Source organism: Collinsella aerofaciens (assembly GCF_015557435.1).
Lineage (GTDB): Bacteria > Actinomycetota > Coriobacteriia > Coriobacteriales > Coriobacteriaceae > Collinsella > Collinsella aerofaciens_Z.
The window spans coordinates 1-18232 of sequence record NZ_JADNOH010000019.1; the positions used below are offsets into that span (position 1 = coordinate 1).

Annotated in this window: 14 protein-coding genes; 1 reads left to right on the top strand and 13 read right to left on the bottom strand. The window is 61.3% G+C overall.

All coding sequences use genetic code 11. The features are described from left to right. Nucleotides 1-15: 15 nt before the first annotated feature. Together fucO and I2G43_RS01560 are read right to left on the bottom strand one after the other, a co-directional pair. A complete protein-coding gene (fucO, locus tag I2G43_RS01555) occupies nucleotides 16-1182 on the bottom strand; it encodes a lactaldehyde reductase (RefSeq protein ID WP_022094861.1) in 1167 nt (388 codons plus the stop codon). A 165-nt stretch (nucleotides 1183-1347) separates the two neighbouring features. Further along, entirely contained in the window at nucleotides 1348-2064 is a 717-nt protein-coding gene (locus tag I2G43_RS01560; protein WP_195534843.1) for a YoaK family protein, read from the bottom strand. A 268-nt stretch (nucleotides 2065-2332) separates the two neighbouring features. On the opposite strand from I2G43_RS01560, the gene I2G43_RS01565 reads away from it, so the two are divergent. After that, a complete protein-coding gene (locus tag I2G43_RS01565) occupies nucleotides 2333-4471 on the top strand; it encodes a YgiQ family radical SAM protein (RefSeq protein ID WP_324249480.1) in 2139 nt (712 codons plus the stop codon). Here the strand turns inward: I2G43_RS01565 and I2G43_RS01570 are convergent. The 11 genes from I2G43_RS01570 to I2G43_RS01620 form a co-directional block, all read right to left on the bottom strand. Then, nucleotides 4468-5379, bottom strand: coding sequence for a CPBP family intramembrane glutamic endopeptidase (locus I2G43_RS01570; protein ID WP_195534844.1), 912 nt, complete (start codon nucleotides 5377-5379; stop codon nucleotides 4468-4470). The two genes, I2G43_RS01565 and I2G43_RS01570, sit on opposite strands and share 4 nt — an antisense overlap. Before the next feature lie 83 nt (nucleotides 5380-5462). Continuing rightward, complete coding sequence (locus tag I2G43_RS01575) at nucleotides 5463-5663, bottom strand: type II toxin-antitoxin system RelB/DinJ family antitoxin (protein WP_195534845.1); 201 nt, start codon at nucleotides 5661-5663, stop codon at nucleotides 5463-5465. A gap of 216 nt (nucleotides 5664-5879) precedes the next feature. Next, entirely contained in the window at nucleotides 5880-7256 is a 1377-nt protein-coding gene (locus I2G43_RS01580; RefSeq protein WP_195534846.1) for an ATP-binding cassette domain-containing protein, read from the bottom strand. Nucleotides 7257-7259: 3 nt separating this feature from the next. After that, nucleotides 7260-8318: an ABC transporter substrate-binding protein gene (locus I2G43_RS01585; protein WP_195534847.1), complete on the bottom strand. Its 1059-nt coding sequence runs from the start codon at nucleotides 8316-8318 to the stop codon at nucleotides 7260-7262. 2 nt (nucleotides 8319-8320) lie between these two features. After that, nucleotides 8321-10075: a [FeFe] hydrogenase, group A gene (locus I2G43_RS01590; RefSeq protein ID WP_195534866.1), complete on the bottom strand. Its 1755-nt coding sequence runs from the start codon at nucleotides 10073-10075 to the stop codon at nucleotides 8321-8323. 50 nt (nucleotides 10076-10125) lie between these two features. Beyond that, the gene (locus I2G43_RS01595) at nucleotides 10126-11958 is read right to left on the bottom strand and encodes an NAD(P)-binding protein (protein WP_195534848.1); all 1833 of its coding nucleotides are present in this window, start codon (nucleotides 11956-11958) and stop codon (nucleotides 10126-10128) included. A gap of 256 nt (nucleotides 11959-12214) precedes the next feature. Then, nucleotides 12215-13597 (bottom strand): 6-phospho-alpha-glucosidase, encoded by a 1383-nt coding sequence (locus tag I2G43_RS01600; protein WP_195534849.1) that lies wholly within the window; start codon nucleotides 13595-13597, stop codon nucleotides 12215-12217. A gap of 3 nt (nucleotides 13598-13600) precedes the next feature. Next, nucleotides 13601-15217 (bottom strand): PTS transporter subunit EIIC, encoded by a 1617-nt coding sequence (locus I2G43_RS01605; protein WP_195534850.1) that lies wholly within the window; start codon nucleotides 15215-15217, stop codon nucleotides 13601-13603. A 99-nt stretch (nucleotides 15218-15316) separates the two neighbouring features. Beyond that, nucleotides 15317-16171 (bottom strand): PRD domain-containing protein, encoded by an 855-nt coding sequence (locus tag I2G43_RS01610; RefSeq protein WP_324249481.1) that lies wholly within the window; start codon nucleotides 16169-16171, stop codon nucleotides 15317-15319. Nucleotides 16172-16189: 18 nt separating this feature from the next. Beyond that, nucleotides 16190-16702, bottom strand: coding sequence for a PTS sugar transporter subunit IIA (locus tag I2G43_RS01615; RefSeq protein ID WP_195534852.1), 513 nt, complete (start codon nucleotides 16700-16702; stop codon nucleotides 16190-16192). 343 nt (nucleotides 16703-17045) lie between these two features. After that, nucleotides 17046-17747: a 4Fe-4S dicluster domain-containing protein gene (locus tag I2G43_RS01620; protein ID WP_324249482.1), complete on the bottom strand. Its 702-nt coding sequence runs from the start codon at nucleotides 17745-17747 to the stop codon at nucleotides 17046-17048. Nucleotides 17748-18232 lie beyond the last annotated feature (485 nt).

Consider the following 18232-nt stretch of genomic DNA (forward strand, 5'->3'; position numbering starts at 1 on the left):
GCCCGCCGAACCATGTTAAGCAGCCGGGCAGATCTTCTTGAAGAGCTCGATGACGTCGTCGAGCGTCGCCTCGCGCGGGTTACCCGGGAAGCAAGCGTCGGCCATGGCGTCCTTGGCCAGGACCTCGATCTCGTCAGCCTTCATGGCCTCGCAGACGTGCGGGATGTTCACGTCAGCGGAAAGCTGCTTGACGGCGGCGATAGCGGCGTCGGCAGCCTCGTCGGTGCTCATGCCCGTGGTGTCAACGCCCATGGCAACGGCAACCTTGGCCAGGCGCTCGGCGCAAACCGGCTTGTTGAACTCCATGGCGATCGGCAGCAGCATGGCGCAAGCGACGCCGTGCGGGGTGTCGTAGTGAGCGGACAGGGTGTGAGCCATGGCGTGATCGATGCCCAGGCCGACATTGGAGAAGCCCATGCCGGCGACATACTGGCCAAGGGCCATGCCCTCGCGGCCGGAGCCGGGCTGGCCGGACTTGGCCTCGGCGACGGAGTCACGCAGGTTCTCGCTGATCAGCTTAATAGCCTCAAAGTGGAACATGTCGGAGAGCTCCCAAGCGCCCTTGGTGGTGTAGCCCTCAATGGCGTGGGTCAGAGCGTCCATGCCGGTGGAGGCGGTCAGACCGGCGGGCATGGAAGCCATCATATCGGGGTCGACGACGGCGACCTCGGGGGCGTCGTTGGTGTCGACGCACACGAACTTGCGGACCTTCTCGGGGTCGGTGATGACGTAGTTGATGGTCACCTCGGCAGCGGTACCGGCGGTCGTCGGCACAGCGATGGTGAACACGGCGTGGTTCTTAGTGGGAGCAACGCCCTCGAGGCTGCGGACATCGGCGAACTCGGGGTTGTTGATGATGATGCCGATAGCCTTGGCGGTGTCCATGGAGGAGCCGCCACCGATGGTCACGATAGCGTCAGCCTCGGCGGCCTTGAAGGCCTCGACGCCGTCCTTGACGTTCTGGATGGTGGGGTTGGGCTTAATCTCGGAGTAGAGGCTCCAAGCGATGCCGGCGGCGTCAAGCTCGTCGGTCACCTTAGCGGTAACGCCAAACTTGACCAGGTCGGGGTCGGAGCAGACGAAGATCTTCTTGTAGCCGCGACGCTGGAGCTCGCCGGGGATCTCCTTGATGGCGCCGGAACCATGATAAGAGATGGTATTGAGAACGAAACGATTAGCCATTGATAGCCTCCCATCGTGTGCGGGGCACCCATTACGCCCCACGCTATGAATCCCATCCTAACGCTTTTGAAACAAAAAACACGTGAGAACGTCAAAATTGTTAAAGCGTTTCAACAGAAGATGAAAAATAATGCGGCAAAGGGACAGCCCCTTTGCCGCATTCGGTTACTTTCGACAGCCCTCTTTCCAAGCCTCGGCTGCAACCTTCCAGCGAAAACGCAAGTCGCGCTCGCGGTCGATGAACATGATGGCAAACGCAACAAACAGCAGCACGCTCGCCACCGCAATGGCGTACAGGCCCATGCGTTCAATACACCAGTTGCCCAACACGGCGCCAAACACAAAGGTAAAGATCACGCCAAAGTACAGCAGGCCGTTTTCCAAAAAGCCGCGCCTGTGGGTGATGATGTAATCGTCCACGTTTTGCAGCGCGTTGCGCAAGTTGCCGATGCACATGGTCGTGGCGATGCCGTGACCGTGGATCTTGCGGAAGCTCTCGACTTGCATACCACAGGCAAACGAAGTGAGGCAGTTGGCGAGCAGGTTGAAATCGCCACCGGGAATAAAACTCACGCCCAGCAAGATGACGGCTTCAAAGAACACCGTCACCTGACGCCAGTGAATCACACTGCCAAACCGCTCGTGAACCAAGTCGGCAAGCATAATGCCCACGGCAAACGACACCACGGGGAAGAAATAGCGTCCCGCCAGCGCCCAGTTGCCCTCCGAGATGCTTACACCCACGAGCAGGATGTTGCCCGTCTGAGCGTTTGCGAAAACATGGTCGCGCCCAATGTACGAATAAACGTCCATAAAGCCACCGGCGAGCGCCAAGATGATGCCCAGCTCAATAGACTCCGATATCTGCTTGGCACGCTGCATCGTCGTGCATCCTCCTTGTTGACGACTCCCTCGTGCGTTGGCGGACATATAGCCGCCGTTCATACTGTAACCCATTGACAATATAGCGTGCGCGCGAGACGAGTTCCCCAACGCGCAGATACACAGTCTGGAAACAAACAGCGGGCGCGGCGCCGGCACCCGCATCGACGCGCCAATCCGCCAGCTCATGTACTCCACCAGTCTTTTTAGCCCCGTCCCAAAAAGACTGGTTACAATTACGTGCAGCATACAAACACCGGGAGGGATCGTGGCAAAAAAGCCTCAGCACGCTCAGAACAACCAGCGCAGTCAGCAGGGCAAACAGGGCCAGCAGCAAAAGCGCGGCGGCAAGGCGCAGGCCACGGTCGCCCGCACCAAGCATTCCCAAGCGACGCCCGCCCGCCCCTGGCGCCCGGGCCGCGACAAATTCCTCCCCGTCAGTCGCGCCGACATGGATGCGCGCGGCTGGGACCAGTGCGACTTTGTCTACATCTGCGGCGACGCCTACGTGGACCATCCCAGCTTTGGCATGGCCATCATCAGCCGCGTCCTCGACGCGCACGGCTACAAGGTGGGCATCATCTGCCAGCCCGACTGGACCGATCCTGCCAGCATCACCGTGCTCGGCGAGCCTCGCCTGGGCTTTTTGGTCAGTGCCGGTAACATGGACTCCATGGTCAACCACTATTCGGTGACCAAGCACCGCCGCCACACCGACGCCTATACCCCCGGCGGCGAGGAGGGCCACCGTCCCAACCGAGCCGTCACGGTCTACGGCAACCTCATCCGCCAGACGTTCAAGGACGCCCCCATCATTATCGGCGGCATCGAGGCGAGCCTGCGTCGCCTGGCCCACTACGACTATTGGCAGGACAAGCTCAAGCGCTCGGTACTGCTCGACTCGGGCGCCGACATCCTCATCTACGGCATGGGCGAGCACGCGATTGTCGAGATCGCCGACGCGCTCGACGCGGGACTTCCCGTCGATCAGATCACCTATATCAACGGCACCGTTTACCGCACAGGCTCGCTCGACGAGGTCTACGATTACGACCTGCTGCCCAGCTGGGACGACCTTGCCGCCGATAGGCTCAACTACGCGCGTAGCTTTAACGTGCAGCAGCAGAACATGGACCCCATCACCGGGCATCGCCTGGTAGAGCCCTATCCCAACAGCGTCTATGTGGTGCAGAACCCGCCGTCGGCGACGTTAACGACCGATGAGATGGACGAGGTGGCCGAGCTCCCCTACGCACGCGATTGGCACCCCGATTACGACGCGGCGGGCGGCGTACCGGCCTTTGCCGAGATCAAGTTTTCGATCAGCTCCAACCGCGGGTGCTTTGGCGAGTGCTCGTTTTGCGCCCTCACCTTCCACCAGGGCCGCGTATTGCAGATGCGCAGCCACGACTCGATCATGCGCGAGGCCGAGCTGCTCACGCGCGATCCCGAGTTTAAGGGCTATATCAACGATGTGGGCGGACCGACGGCAAACTTTAGCCGCCCTGCCTGCGACAAACAGCTCAAGCACGGCGTGTGCAAGAACAAGCGCTGCCTGTGGCCGAGCGTATGCAAGAACATGGTGGTCGACGAGAGCGGCTACACGCAGTTGCTGCGCGACCTGCGCCAGCTGCCGGGCGTCAAGAAGGTCTTCGTCCGCAGCGGCATCCGCTTTGACTACACCATGGCCGACGCCTCGGACGAGTTTTTGCGTGAGCTGCTGGAGCACCATGTCTCGGGCCAGCTGCGCGTGGCACCCGAGCACGTGAGCGACGCGGTGTTGTCCGTGATGGGCAAGCCGAGCCGCGCCGTCTACGACGCGTTCTGCCGTAAATTTGAACGCCTGAACCGCGAATACGGACTCAAACAGTACGTAGTGCCGTACCTAATCTCGAGCCATCCCGGCTCAACGATGAAGGAAGCAGTGGACCTTGCCGAGGCCGTGCGCGACATGGGCTACATGCCCGAACAGGTGCAGGACTTCTACCCCACCCCGTCCACCATGTCAACGTGCATGTACTACACCGGCGTGGATCCGCGCACCATGCAGCCGATCTACGTGGCGCGCGACCCGCACGAGAAGGCCATGCAGCGTGCGCTCATCCAGTATCGCAAGCCCGAGAACTACAAGCTCGTGCGCGAGGCGCTGGAAAAGGCCGGCCGCCGCGATCTGATTGGCTACACCAAGCATTGTCTGATTCGCCCCGTGCCGCCACGCCCGGGCGAGACGTCTGCTGGCGGCGGGCATGGCACCGGCAAGAAGGGCGGCAAACCGCATGGCGGCGCCGGCAAGGGACCCAAAGGCAGCAAGGGGCACGGCGGCATGTCGCGCGCACAGAACACTGCCGGTCGCAATCGCGCGGCCCAGGGACGGCAGGGCGCCAACGGAGGCGGGCGTCGCAACTAGGGCAGCGGTGCGCTCGCTGCGTCCATTCCACACGCGTGGCGCAGCGAGCGCATTGCCTCAACGAGGATGACGCCGGCAATAGCGACCGTGACTACCGCGTCGAGCGGCGTGTTCACAAACCATAGCAGGCCCATGAGGTACGAGCCGGCATTAAAGGCAAAGTGCAACAGGATCGTGTAGCGGAGCTTTCCGGTCGTCACGAGCACCCAGCCAAAAATGAGGCCGGCGGCACCCGCGTAGCAACCCTGCACCCAATTCATGTGCATAAAACCGAAGATTGCCGCCTGCAGCACAATCGCCGCGGCGATACCCCACGTGCTTGGGGCCGCCCAGGGCACCATGGCGCCGTCCTGCGCGCTCGCACGACGCCGGCGCTTCCAAAGTGGGCGGCACTGCGGATTAAACGCTCGGAGCGAAAACTCAAAAATAATGCCGCGCACCAGCAACTCTTCACAAAATGGGGCGCCGAGCACCGTAGTCAGGACGGCGAGATAGCTGGTGTCGCCCATGCCTGTTTCCTCGACAAGCTCGCTGTAGTCGGCCGCGGCATCGGGCAGCAGCGACAGCACGGCGTCGGTCACGTAGCCAACGACCACCTGCAGGGCCAGGCCAATCACGATAACGCAGGCGATGCGTTTCCACGCTCCACGCGCTCCCCCGCCGAGCGGATGTGCGCTTTGCCGGCGTGCCATAAACGAACGCGGCCACAGATAACGCCACCACAGCAGCGCCATCAAAAACGATGCCGTCTGCGCGACGGCCTGAAACCATTGAATATCGAGGTTGTCGATCGGAAAGCCCGTCAGCGCCGACACGATGTCCAGCACCGAGAACAAAACCACGCTCAGGGCAATATCGGCAGCAACGACGCCAAAACAGGCAAGCGCCCAAATCAACGCATTGAGCATGCCACCCTCCTCAAAACCGTTCCCTAGTTCTACCACAACTCGGCAGGGAGCTGATCCCATGGGGACGGAGGAAAACGGATCATTTATTGACGAGGATCGGGCGCAGTGCCAAAAGCCCCGTTGGGCGAGATGTCGAACGGGAAGGTGCCACAGCGATTGAACGCGGCGATGAACATGCGGATGGCGTTGGACGGCGTGGTGCCCACGAGCTGGGTTGCCGCCGCGAAGGCCGCCTTTTCCTCGGGCAAGACCTTCGCGACTACAGGGGTCATGTGTTCTGCCATGGCGCTTCCTTTTTGAAACGACGGTAGTGCGGATAGATGCGGGCCACGCGGCTGGGCGACGGGCTGTGAAGGCAACCCGATTGGCCCGCATCTGGAGTTTGTTTCTACTGCGTTGGTATTACTTGGTAATCCTAAGTATTACCCCGCAGATAGAATACCATACCCAACCCTATGGAGACGGAGAAAAAACGGATCATTTTGTTGCTGAGTAAGTATTTAGAGCGTGATGATGTCCGAGATATTGAGAGCCTGAGCGTCGACGGCATCGTGCGTAGCAAGCAACAGCATGCGGCCGTCGAGCAAGTCGAGCACAACCTCGGCGCATGCGTCGCGCGCAGCGGTATCTAGGCCGGTAAAGGGCTCGTCTAGAATGACCGCGCCGCCGGAGCACAGCAGGGCACGGGCGATCTCAACGCGCCGGCGCTGCCCACCCGAAAGCTCGGCCACGCAAGTATGCACATCAATTCCCGGCACCAGCAGGCGCAGCAAGGCCGCGGCACTCGAAGCATCCACGCGCGCATCGGCGCACACCAGCACGTTATCGAGCGCCGAGGCATCCTCGACCAAGCGCGCATCCTGAAACACCATCGAGCACGGCGCGCACTCCCCCGCCGCCAGCGCAAGCAGCGTCGACTTGCCCGCGCCCGAGGCGCCCATCACGCAGATGCGCCCGCCAGCAGGCACGTTGAGCACCAGGCCGTCCAGCGCCGGCGCCCACGGCGCGCGATCGCCTACGGCAAGCGCAAGCTCCGCCGCAGTACCATCGCATGCAACGCCCGCACGCCCGCGCAGCCCATGCCCATGCGTCCGCACGGCCGCACGCCACGCCACGGGTCCCGAAGCCTGCAGCAGCCACACCAGCACCCGCTCACACGCCCACGAGGCGGCAACGACCAGCACGGTCCATGCCAGCAGGTCAGCCGTCTCAATCAATAGCTTTGCCTGATAGATGCGCTCGCCCACGGTACCCACCGCCATGCCGATAAGCTCGGCCGCCACGCCGGCTTTCCAGCCCATGCCAATCACAGCCAGGGCGCACGAAAGCACAAACGGCAGGACCACGCGCCAGGTATGGGCGCAAAACAGTCGCCAGCCCCGTACGCCATGCAGGCGGAACATCCGCTCTAGCGGCTTATCGACCTGCGCCAGCCCCTCGACCAGCGAAAAATACACGCCCGGCAGCGCCATCAAAAACACCGCGGCGATGCTCACGCGCGCCGACCCCAGCCAAATGAGCAGCAGAACCACCACGCAGGCGACCGGTGTCGCCTTCACAAACGACAGCGCCGGAGCCACCAGGCGGGCAAACGTCCGCGACCGTGACGAAACCCCAGCAAGCACGCCACCACATACCGCGGCAAGCGCCAGTCCGCCCAGAATCCGCGCGCCCGATCCCGCCAAAATTGCCCAGGTGCCGCCATCGCACACCAGGCGCAACAGCGCCACCACAACGGCACCCGGCCCCGGCAAGATCAGCGGCTGCGCCACCAGCGCCGCCACCAGCATCCACGCGGCAAGCCAAAAGGCGGCGACGGCACCTGCTGCCGCCACCGCCTTCATACGCTCTGTCATGTGTCGAGCAAACGCACGCACGGGCTACTCCATGTAGTAGAAATCGTCAGCCGGAAGTTTACCACCCACGGCGCTCGCGTCCGCGTCGGCCAGCACCTGCAGGTACCCGCCAAGCGCCGTCTTCATATCCTTGCCCGTCTGGCACACGAGCATGCACCCGGGAATCGCTTTCTCGGCAATCTTGGCGTTGTCCACGATGCCGGCATCGACCACGGCCTGTGCCCAGTCCGCCGGTGCCGCGTTGACAGCCTTAACACTCGCCTCGTGGCAGCTCAAGAACTCTGCCACGGCCTCGGGATGCTCCTCGGCAAACGCGCGGCGCACCACGGTCACGCCCGTCAGCAGGCGCGAGCCCGTGTCGTCCGCCAGCTCGTCCCACACATCGGTCAGGCTCACCGGCGCCGACAGCTTGCCCTCGCTCTTGGCGATGGCCGCCGTCTTAAACGGCTCGGGCAGCACGCCCACGGCGGACGGGTCGGCAAGCAGCGCCGAAAGCACCTCGGTGGGCTCGCTCTTAAACTCGAGCGTCACCTGGCCGGTCAGGCCCGCACGCTCCAGCAGGTAGTTCATCACATACTCCGGCGTGGTGCCCTTGCCCGTCATGTAGACGGTGCGGCCCGCCAGGTCACCAAACGAGGTCACGTCCACGTCGCCCGTCACCACGTTCAGCACGCCCAGCGTGTTGATGTCGATGACCTGCACCGCGCCCTCGGTCTTGTTGTAGAGCACGCTCGCCACGTTGGCCAGGACCAGGGCGATATCGACATCGCCCTGAATGACCTTGGGTACGATCTCGTCGGCGGCGGTGTTGATCGCAAAGTCGAACTCATTGTCCATCTCGCCGTTTGCGGCCTGGTCCATAAACTGCACCAGACCGATCGAGGTCGGGCCCTTGAGCGAGGCGACGTGCACCTCAACCGGCTCGGCAGCGGCACCGTCAGCGACAGACCCGGCAGCCGAGCCCGCGACAGACCCGGCACCGGCAGCCCCGCCGCCACAGCCCGCGAGCGCAAGCGACAGGGCACCCGCGGCGAGCGCCGAGGCAAACCCCCGGCGCGACATCTCAACATCAAACGCGCGCATCGCTAGCACGTCCCTTCGTTGGGCATCGTCCATGCGTGATGGTCGGTATGCAGCAGCTCCTCGGCCAGCGGCGAGAGCGGCTCGCCCAAGAACTCGCGGTAGCATGCCTGGACATCGGGGTTCTCGTGCGAGAAGCGAATGTCCGCAGCGGCATCCAGGCCCCACAGCACCTGGCCGCGCTCGGCCGCCAGTTCGCAGCCGTCGTGGATGGGCTGGCCGCCGCCACCGACGCAGCCGCCCGGGCACGCCATGACCTCGACGAAGTCATAGCTCACGCGACCGTCGCGAATCGCGTCGAGCAGACGGGCGGCGTTGCCCAGCCCGTGCGCCACGGCGATGCGCACCTTGGTGCCATCGATATCGGCAACGGCTTCCTTCCAGCCGTCGAGCCCTCGCACGTCGGTAAAGAAGTCGGCGTCGGGGTTCTTGCCCGTCACCAGGCAATAGGCCGAGCGCACGGCGGCCTCCATCACGCCGCCCGTGGCGCCAAAGATCACGCCCGCGCCCGTGCCAAAGCCCAGCGGCGTGTCGAGCGGCTCCTCGACGAGCGTGTCCACGCTCACGTGGTTCGCGCGGATCATGCGCACCATCTCGCGCACCGTCAGCGCAACGTCCACGTCGGGCGCGCCGCCCTCGCCCACCATGCTCGGCAGCGCGCACTCGGCCTTCTTGGCCGTGCACGGCATCACGGACGCCACAAACAGGCGCTCGGGCTCCACGCCCAGCACCTTGGCGTAATAGGTCTTGGCGATGGCGCCGAACATCTGCTGCGGCGACTTGGACGTGGACAGGCTGTCGACAAACTCGGGGTAACGTGCCTTCACAAAGCGCACCCAGCCCGGGCAGCAGCTCGTGAACATGGGCCAACCGCGGCTGTCGCCCTCGCCCTTAGCGGCCTTACCCAGGCGCTCGAGCAGCTCGGAGCCCTCCTCCATAATGGTGAGGTCGGCCGAGAAATCGGTGTCGAACACGTACTCAAAGCCCACGCGGCGCAGCGCGCAAGCCAGGCGCTCAACGGTTGCTTCCTCGCGCGGAATACCGAGCTCCTCGCCCCAGGCGCTGCGCACGGCAGGCGCGATCTGCACCAGCACGATCTTGTCGGGATTAGCGAGCGCATCAAACACGGTCTCAGTATCGTCGCGCTCGCGCAGCGCGCCCGTCGGGCAATGCGTAATGCACTGGCCGCACGCGACGCAATCGGTCTTGCCGATCGGCGCGCGCCCGCGGGTACCCACGGCGGTATGCGTGGCGCGGTTGGTCAGGTCCCAAATCCCTAGGCCCTGCACGCTCTCGCACACCTTGATGCAGCGCATGCATTTAATGCACTTGTCGTTTTCGCGGATGATGGGAAAATCGAAATCCCAGCCCTCGCCCGCCAAATGCCTTTGATACGGCAGATAGAAAATGCCCGGGTCGTTGGCGATGGTCTGCAGGTTGCAGTTGCCGCTGCGCACGCAGCTCGTGCACTGCGAATCGTGCTGGGACAGCAGCAGCTGCACGTTGGTGCGACGGGCCTCGCGGGCCTTGGGGCTGTTGGTGTGGACCACCATGCCGTCGAGCACGTAGTTGTTGCAGGCGGCAACCAGCTGGTCGCAGCCCTCAACCTCGACCACGCACACGCGGCAGCCACCGATCTCGTTTAGATCGCGCAGGTAGCACAGGGTGGGAATCTGGATGCCGACGGACTTGGCCGCATCCAGGATCGTGGTGTGCTCGGGTACCACGACTTCGCAGTTATCGATAATGAGCCTGACCATGTTGTGCGCTCCGTTTTCGCTGTTGTCGCCGACAGTGGTTTTGTTGAGCTCTACCATTCCAGGTTCCTCCCTCCGCGGAACGCGCCAAAGCCAAAGTGGTCGCAACGCAGGCAGCGGCTTGCCTCCTGGCGCGCCTCCTGCTCGGTGAGACCCTGCTCGACCAGATTCCAATCGTGAATACGCTCGCCGGCCTCGCGCTCACCCAGCTCGCAGCGGCCGCACTCGTGCTTGCCCTTAAACTGGACGGTCGGCAGCTCCACGTCGAGCTTAATCTTGTGGTCAAAGCCCAGGTAGCGGTCGATATTTGCCGAAGCAACGCGGCCGGCGTTGATGGCCCGGATGACGGTGGCGGGGCCGGTCTGGCAGTCGCCGCCGCTAAAGAGGCCATCGAAGTTAGGCACGGCGCCATCCGAATCGGTGACCACGCAGCCCCACTTACAGGCAATGCCCATGTCCTCAAACGGCTTGGAATCGATGCCCTGGCCAATGGCCACGAACACGCGCTCGCAGGGAATGACGCACTCGGGCGTCGCGGCGGCACGCGGGGCCGGACGACCGCGACGGGGCTCGCCGATAATCTGCGGTTGCACGCGCAGGCCGCTCACGCGTCCGTCCTCGCCCGTCTCAATACCGAGCGGGGCTGTGAGCTCCAAAACCTCGCAACCCTCGGCCTGGGCGCCGGCAATCTCGGCGTCCTGAGCCGTCATATCGCAGATGCGACGGCGGTAGACGATGCTCACTTTTTCGGCACCGCAGCGCACGGCAGAGCGCGCCACGTCCATGGCCACGTTGCCGCCGCCGATGACGCACACGCGCTGGCCGCTCAGGTCGGGCAGCTCGTCGTCTCCAATGGCGCGCAGCATCTTGACGGCCGACTCCACGCCGGGCGCCTCTTCGCCCGGGAGGCCGAGTTTCTTGTCGCTGTGGGCACCAATGGCCAGGTAGACGGCATCGAACTCGTCACGCAGACGGGCAAGCTCCTCGCCGTTGACGGAGTGGTCGAGCTGAACGTCGATACCGGCGCTCAAGATCCAGTCGATCTCGGCCTGCAGGCGCTCGCGCGGCAGGCGGTAGCTGGGAATGCCGTAGCGCAGCATGCCGCCCAGGTGGTGGCGCTGCTCAAAGATGGTCACCTTGTGGCCCATCACGGCCAGGTAGTAAGCGCAAGAAAGACCGGCCGGGCCGCCGCCGATCACGGCGACGCGCTTGCCGGTGTTGTCCACCACATGCGGCTTGTGGTCGTTGAGGTCGCTATGCTCAACGGCAAAACGCTTGAGAGCGAGGATGTTCATGGGGTCGTCGACCATGCCGCGGCGGCAGTGCATCTCGCAGGGATGCTCGCACACCAGGCCGCAGACGAGCGGCAGCGGATTGTTCTTGCGGATGACCTTGACGGCGTCGGCATAGCGGCCGGCCTCGACCAGCGAAATGTACCCAGGAATGTCGACGTGCGCCGGGCAGCCCGAAACGCACGGGACGCGGGCCTCGCGGTCAAAGCCGCAGGAGTGCTCGCGGATGTGATGCTCAAAATCGTCGCGGAAGCCGCGAATGGCCGTGAGTGCCATGGCGCCAGCTTCGTAGCCGATGGCGCAGTCGCTCGAAAGGTAGATGGTGCGGGCGGTGCGCTCAATCAAGTTGAGCGTGGACTCGTCGGCGCGGCCCTCGAGCACATCGGCGAGCAGGTCGCTCAGCGCGCTCAGGCCCACGCGGCAGGGCGTGCACTTGCCGCAGCTCTGGGTGGAGCACAGATTGACGAGCGCTGCCGTAAACTCAACGGGGCACGGGGCGAGCGAACTCACCGCCAGACGACGTCCGAGCGCATCGTGCAGGTCATCCATGACGGCCTGAGCGTGGCTGCGTTCCATTACGTGCAGTCGAGCCATAAGATCCCCTCTCACATGGCAGCCCGGAGGCGAGGCCGGGCGAAGTTGCTACACGCACAACACTGACCTAAAAAGTTGTTAGGTCTCCACGCAGTTCGGCAGGCGGTATGAAATGTCACCCTCGGCGGTGAAATAGAACATTACCGCAGATAAATGCCATATTTGATAAAACGCGTTACCAAATGACAATGCCCCGCCCACGCAATCACGTGGACGGGGCATTGCTCCAGGTATGCGGCCAGCGACCCTGTTGCTTTTACTTAAGCTCGGGCCAGTAACCCTTGTTGGCCTCGATCATGTCGTCGAGAACCTCCTTGGCGACCTTCATCGAAGGCACGGTCTTGTTCAGCGTAAAGGCCTTGAGCGCCTTCTCGTAAGAACCCTCGATCGTAGCCTCGACCACGAGCTTCTCGGAGTTCAGCTGCTGCATCATGAGGCCCTGCTGGAACAGAGGAATGTTGTCGCGGCTGATGACCTCGGGGCCATTCTTGCCAATGTAGGCAGGCAGCTCGACCATAGCGTCGTAGGGCATGTTGGGGATAGCGCCCTTGTTCTCGCAAATGACCAGGAAGCGCTGCTTGGTGTCGTTCTTCAGAGCGATAGCCAGATCGGCAATCCAGTCGCCGTGGCTGCCCGCATAGAACGTGCTCTCGTCGATCTCGCCCGTCTTCTCGTAGTGGTCGATGCCGTCGAAGAGGTTCTTCTCACGCGTCTCCTCAACCTCGTTAGCACGGGTGCGCTCGGGGTTGGAATGCTCGACGAACTCCTTCTGCTGCAGGTAGTAGTTCAGATACGTGTTGGGCAGGTACTCCGGGAAGCACTCCATGATCTCGTACTCGCCCTTCCAGACGTAGTACCAGCTGCCCTTGGTGTGGCGATTCTGCTCGGGGTGCTCGTCAGTGGCCTCCTCGGGCTTCTTTGCCATGAGCGAGCCCATGCCCTTGAGGTAGGAGTCGGGCAGCAGGATCTGGTGCTCCTTGATGTACTCGCGCAGCTGCGGGAGCACCTCCTCGCCCTTGTGGCGGATCGAGGTGAACCAACCAAAGTGGTTGAGGCCAAAGTAATCGTACTCGACATCCTTCTTGTCGATATCGAGCGCGGCGCAAACCACGTCGATGATCGCGATCGGCATGTCGCAGATGTTGATGATGCGAGCGTTGGGACGCAGCACGCGGCAGCCCTCGGAAACGATGGCGGCAGGGTTGGAGTAGTTGAGAATCCAGTAGTCCTTCTTGGCGTACTTCTCAACGTCATCGATCAGCTCGACCATGGGGAAGATGGTGCGCATGCCGTAGGCAAGGCCGCCGCAGCCGCAAGTCTCCTGACCAACGCAGCCGTGACGCAGCGGAATCTTCTCGTCCTGCTCGCGCATGGCATAGCCGCCCACGCGCATCTGGGCAAACACGAAGCTCGCGTCGGTAAAAGCCGTCTTTTTGTCGGTGGTCACCGTGAGCTTGATGTCCAGGCCGAGGTCCTCGTGCAAAATCCAGTCCACGAGCACGCCGATCTTGCGCTGGCGCTCCTCGTTGATGTCGTACAGGCGAATCTCGTCAACGTCGAGCTCGTCCTTGCGCAGGGCGATGGACTTGACGATGCCGGGGGTAAAGGTGGATCCGCCACCACACAGAGTAATGATCATTGTTTACTGCTCCTTCTCAATTGCGTTTTCGACCTTGTCGCGCATCTCGGCGACCTTCATGCCAAAGATGATCTGGATATTGTTGCCGTTGCGGTTGATGCCGCTGTTGGGCACGTGGTTGATGAGGTTCTCATCGATGAGGTCCGGGTTCTTAACGTTCACGCGAAGACGCGTAAAGCAGTTCTCGAGCTCCTCGATGTTGTCCTTGCCGCCAAGACCTGCGACCAGATCGGCAATGCCCGCATCGACGCCCTCTGCGGGAGCCGCGGCAACAGCGCCCTGCTTCACCGCGACAGACGCGGCGGCCTCGCCCTCGGCAACGGACTCGGCGAGCTCGGACTCCTCCTCGCGACCAGGCGTGTGGAGGTTGAGCTTCTTAATAAGGAAGGTGAAGAGGAAGAAGTACAGAGCGGCGTTGACGACTCCAAGCACCAGCATCATCGGCCAGTTGGTCTTGTCGACACCGAGGACCAGGTTGGAAACCACGATGTTGATGATGCCGCCTGCAGTCGAAGCGGGCACGGAGAGGACCTTGAGCAGAACCAGGAAGATACCGGAAAGAACCGAGTGAACGACAAAGAGCACGGGAGCGGCAAAGACAAAGAGGAAGTCCATGGGCTCGGTGACACAGGAGAGCACGGCGGTGATGATCAGCGGGATGATAACGGCCTTGGTCTTATCCTTGTTCCCCTTGTAAGCGGTGAAGATAAAGGCGAGACCGATACCGATGTAGGGCCACAGGTTGTTGAAGGTGTAGCTGTTGAAGTAGGTGCTATCAGAGAAGGGCTGGCCCGTCATTGCCATCTCGGCGACACGGATGGGATAGGCGCCGGCGATAACCTGATCACCCAGCGTCAGGGTGCCACCCACATCGGAGAACTGGAACGGGGTGTAGATGAGGTGGTGCAGACCGGTGGGAACGAGCAGCTTGTTGAGCATGCCGTAGATAAACAGACCGATGTTGCCCGACTCCTTAATGATGCCGGCAACGGAGGAGATGGCGCCCTGGACCGGAGGCCAAACGATGCAGAAGCCAGCGCCCATGATCCAGGAAATGATGATCATGATCAGGAACGGGAAGCGAACGCCCGAGAACATCGAAAGAGCAATGGGGAACTGCTTGTTCGAGTACTTGTTGAACACGGCACCGGTGATGCAACCAAGAATGATGCCGCCAAACACGCCGGTATCGAGCACCTGAATGCCCATAACGGTGCTCTGGCCGGTTCCGGTAAGGCCGAGCATGCCGCTCGCTTCGGCAAGAGAGCCGGTGGCGTTGAGCACGATGTTATTGGCCTGAAGGAACAGGAAGAACGACATCAGGGCGATCAGCGAAGCATGGCCCTTGTTCTTCTTTGCCATGGCGCCGGCGATGCCCACGCAGAACAGAATCGAGAGGTTGTTGATGATAAACATCAGCGACTGATAGACAACGGCGCCCACAAGCTGGAACGGACCGGAGCCCAGTACGGGGACCAAAGCGCAGATGGTCTTGTTGGTCAGAATGATGCCCACGATGAGCAGGATGCCGGCAACCGAGAGATACATCATCGGCTGGACTATCGACTTCGCGAACACCTCCAACGGCGCTTTGAAATTGAACTTCTTTTTTGCGGTCATAGCGGTACTCCCCTTCCTTTTCCGCAAATTAAGACAGATGTGCCCTAGACAAGACCGTGAGCCTTGCCTTATATCAATCGATGTGTGGGCACGTTATGCCTAGAGACCAGGTTCTCCAAGCAGGTTAACAATGTGATATGCGAGATAACTCTTCTCGGCATCGGTAACGACAACGTTATAGGTAGACGACAAGTGGGCGGCTATGGCGTCCGCGCACGAGAATGCACACGGATACGCCGTTTCATCGATTCGGAACAGCGCGTCTCCGTTGATTTGCCCGGCCGTAGGATCGAGCGCTCGCTGTGCGAAAAACTGCAGGTGACGAACGAAACGTTCGTAAGGCAGCGAGGTGTCATCGAGGGTCGTAGCATAGCGCTCGGAAACAATCGCGAGCACGTCGCGAACAAGCTGGACCGAAACAATCAAACGATCGGAGCGTTGCGGCATGGTGGCGTTGACGATATGCAGCGTAATGAAACCCTGCTCTTCTTCGCTCATCTGGATGCCCATATACTCCTTGATAATCTGCAGCGCACGGCCCGCAAGTGCATACTCCTTGCGATAGAACTGCTGGATCTCGAGCAGCAACGGATTCTCACAGGAGACGCCCTTGCGCTCGCGCTCCAAAGCAAGGCTGATATGGTCTGCGAGAGCAATGAGGATCTTATCGTTGATGTCGACATTGAGCTCTCGGCGAAGCATCTGAACGATGTCCTCGGAAATCACGAGGTTGACGGTGGGGATGGACTCCAAAAGATGTGCCAAGCGGTCAATCGTACGCGAATCCTGAGAAGTTCCCTCCTGCAACGCGTAGGTCTTTTCGACCGATGCCTCATCGATGGCATCGCCGGCATGACGGCCAAAGCAGAGGCCTCGACCGATGACGATGAGCTCGGAGCCATCGTCCGAAGTGACCATTGCGACGTTGTTGTTAAAAACTCGCTTGATAACCACGGTACCCACCATAAGAATTTACTCGGAAAGCCAGATGACAGGCTCTTTAACAGCAACAGGGCCGGAAGCATGCTCACGAAGAGTCGAGCTCTCCGAGCGCTCGCACACGATAACGAAGACCGTGGGATCGAAGCCGGCAGCGCGAACCACGTCGAAATCGACCTCGACGAGGGGCTGGCCCGCGTCGACATGGTCACCCTGGGCAACAAGCGCATGGAAGCCCTTGCCCTCAAGCTTAACAGTGTCGATTCCGATGTGCAGCATCACCTGAGCAGAGCTGTCGTCGGACATGATGCCCAGCGCGTGCTCAGTCGGAAACAGCGCCGCAACGGTACCGGAAACAGGAGCGCACACGCATCCCTCGTTGGGGATCACGGCAACGCCGTCGCCCACGGCACGACTGCTAAAAGCGGGGTCATTGGTATTTTCTAGATTAACAAGCTCGCCGGAAACAGGGGCGAGAATCTCGAACTCGGAAGTCGCAGTCGCCTGCTTGTCCGAGCCACCCATAAGGCGAGAAAAGAAACCCATGGTGGCATGTCCCTTCATAAATATAGCCCAACCAAAATCAACCGAATGCATCCATAGAGACACACCCGTTCAAAGACTTTGGTTAGGCCCACGTCCGAGGGGACTCGGTAACCTTCCGCATTTCTTTTACGGGGGTTATTGTAGACAAGCCCAAAGCCGGAACAATCATTATGACCGGCGAACGGTATTTTTTCTCCGATAAACGGTATTTAGGCGGCACTTAGGGACGTTCCTTTCCCGCCGGCACCCAGGGGCACTCCTCACTCTGGTGCATTGGGGACAGGTTTGTTTGCACCAGGTTGGTGCAGATTAACCCGGCCCCATTGCACCAATTTCGTATGCGCTAGATGAAGAGCTCGCATTCCTTCCGCACGACGCAAACCTTGCTCAACATCTGGGAAACAGCGGATAGCTTGTTGGGATCAAGCTTGCGAGCGCCTCGCGGACATACGGCGATGCAGCGCATGCAGGAGATGCACGCCTCGCCAGCTGCTCGCTTGGGGTCGCCCTTGTCGATAGCACAAACGGGGCACGCCGCGGCGCATGCACCGCAGGAGGCGCAATCCTCTGTTGCCTCGGGTGCCATACGGCGACCTCCAGCTTGTTTATAAGGACGATTGCCGGGGATAGAGGGCTCGGACGCATCCTCAGCCAACAGCTTTTGCTGAATTTGTTGCGCAAACTCTGCGAGCTGCGCCGCATCCTGCGCATCCGGTCGCCCAGCAGCAAACTGACGAGCAACGGAATGCTCAGCAATAGCAGAAACAGCTGCAACCACCCTAAATCCGGCGCGCTTCGCAACGTCCTCCAGCTCTACGAGCGTGTCCTCAAACGCGCGGTTTCCGTATACACAAACCAAAACAGCCCGAGCCCCGTTGCCGCGCACCATGCCCAACCGGTCAGCCACCACAGCCGGGATTCTACCGGCATACGCCGGCACAGAGATTGCGGCCACGTCGTCCTCAGTCATCGAGACAGCGCTGAAATCTAGCCCGTTATCGGTCAAATCGACGGTAACGGTATTCTTGTCCAGTGCCCCGGCCACAAGGCCAGACACCTTCCGCGTTCCGCCCGTCGGACTAAACACAATTTCGAATACGCTCATCGAGGCACCCTCCCCCTACGCCTGGCAACGCGTCAAGCCGTTTTTACATTCAGACAGAGTATACGGCGCATAAGGGAGCTCCCCGTTTTGGTGCGCCAGGCACCCCAATGCACCCACCCTACGCTGTCTGCCTCTTCGTTTTGTATAAATTACGGTACAGAATGTATATATTTACGGGATACCGCCGTGTTCTCCTGAGGTACCCCATCCTGGCCCGTGCAAAAAACGGAGTATTCTGCAACGTGACCGCGCCAGCACCGCCGCGGGCGAGCAAAACTGTAGGGCGTTGCGTCATTTAGGGTTCCGACATAGCGAGAATGACGTACCTTTGCTTCGAAAAACGGCGAAATCTAACTCAAAACGCTCATAGGGGGTATCTGAAGGCCACCGTTGGCAATACCGAATCGTATGCAGCCAGCTAGAGC

What these genes read in the sequence shown, in the direction of transcription:
- I2G43_RS01560 (WP_195534843.1), bottom strand. Translation starts at nt 2,064, where the DNA reads ATGCAGCGTGCCAAGCAGATATCGGAGTCTATTGAGCTGGGCATCATC.
- I2G43_RS01595 (WP_195534848.1), bottom strand. Translation starts at nt 11,958, where the DNA reads ATGGCTCGACTGCACGTAATGGAACGCAGCCACGCTCAGGCCGTCATG.
- I2G43_RS01590 (WP_195534866.1), bottom strand. Translation starts at nt 10,075, where the DNA reads ATGGTCAGGCTCATTATCGATAACTGCGAAGTCGTGGTACCCGAGCAC.
- I2G43_RS01615 (WP_195534852.1), bottom strand. Translation starts at nt 16,702, where the DNA reads ATGGGTTTCTTTTCTCGCCTTATGGGTGGCTCGGACAAGCAGGCGACT.
- I2G43_RS01605 (WP_195534850.1), bottom strand. Translation starts at nt 15,217, where the DNA reads ATGACCGCAAAAAAGAAGTTCAATTTCAAAGCGCCGTTGGAGGTGTTC.
- I2G43_RS01585 (WP_195534847.1), bottom strand. Translation starts at nt 8,318, where the DNA reads ATGCGCGCGTTTGATGTTGAGATGTCGCGCCGGGGGTTTGCCTCGGCG.
- I2G43_RS01575 (WP_195534845.1), bottom strand. Translation starts at nt 5,663, where the DNA reads ATGGCAGAACACATGACCCCTGTAGTCGCGAAGGTCTTGCCCGAGGAA.
- I2G43_RS01600 (WP_195534849.1), bottom strand. Translation starts at nt 13,597, where the DNA reads ATGATCATTACTCTGTGTGGTGGCGGATCCACCTTTACCCCCGGCATC.
- fucO (WP_022094861.1), bottom strand. Translation starts at nt 1,182, where the DNA reads ATGGCTAATCGTTTCGTTCTCAATACCATCTCTTATCATGGTTCCGGC.
- I2G43_RS01570 (WP_195534844.1), bottom strand. Translation starts at nt 5,379, where the DNA reads ATGCTCAATGCGTTGATTTGGGCGCTTGCCTGTTTTGGCGTCGTTGCT.